General features: G+C 68.9%; 1 protein-coding gene. It reads left to right on the top strand.

Annotation, left to right across the window (positions count from 1 at the left end):
* Positions 1-153: 153 nt before the first annotated feature.
* Entirely contained in the window at positions 154-654 is a 501-nt protein-coding gene (locus NS331_RS24460) for a chemotaxis protein CheD (RefSeq protein ID WP_242873879.1), read from the top strand.
* Positions 655-840: the final 186 nt, after the last annotated feature.

Genomic DNA, 840 nt, shown 5'->3' on the forward strand with positions numbered 1-840 from the left:
GTTTAAGAGCCAGTCTCTACATCGGGCATTCCGAGAGCCTGCACGGCGTGTCCACGGCCGTCGAGCAGATCGCGCCCTCGGTCTACCGCAAGCCCTGAGCCGGCTGCGTGTGCCGCCGTCTTCTGATTTCCCTTCCAGCCGCGACCGACCCGCATGTCCCTGTCCCCCCAACCCATGGACATCTTCCTGCAGCCCGGGGAATGGTTCGTGGGCGACGCCACGCTGCGCCTGCGCACCATGCTCGGCTCCTGCGTGGCCATCACGCTGTGGCATCCGAAGCGCCAGGTGGGCGCCATGTGCCACTTCCTGCTGGGCGAGCGCCGGCGCATCGCCCGCGGCGGCGAGGAACTCGACGGCCGCTACGGCGACGAGGCCCTGGCGCTGATGGTGCAGGGCCTCAAGCGCGAGCGCGTGCCGGCGGCCGAGTGCGAGGCCAAGATCTTCGGCGGGGGCAACATGTTTCCCTCGCGCACGGCCAAGGGCGGCGCCCATCCCATCGGCATGCAGAACGGCCATGCCGCGCGCGAGATGCTGGCCGGCATGGGCATCCCGGTGCGCCGCGAGCACCTGTTCGGCGAAGGCCACCGGCAGGTGATCTTCGACATCGCCAGCGGCTCCGTCTGGGTGCGCCAGATTCCTCCATCGGTCTCATGAAACACCCCCCATGCCGCTTCGCGGCCATTCGATCGTCGGTGCCGCGCGGCGCTCGGGACAACTGAAAGAAGAGACACAGACCATGACACGCAAGACCACCGTCCTGATCGTCGACGACTCCGCCGTGGTGCGCCAGGTGCTGGCCGGGCTGCTGGGCGCCACGCCGGGCATCGAGGTGCTGCATGC

This window comes from Pseudacidovorax intermedius, assembly GCF_001476815.1.
Classification (GTDB): Bacteria; Pseudomonadota; Gammaproteobacteria; order Burkholderiales; family Burkholderiaceae_C; genus Xenophilus; species Xenophilus intermedius_A.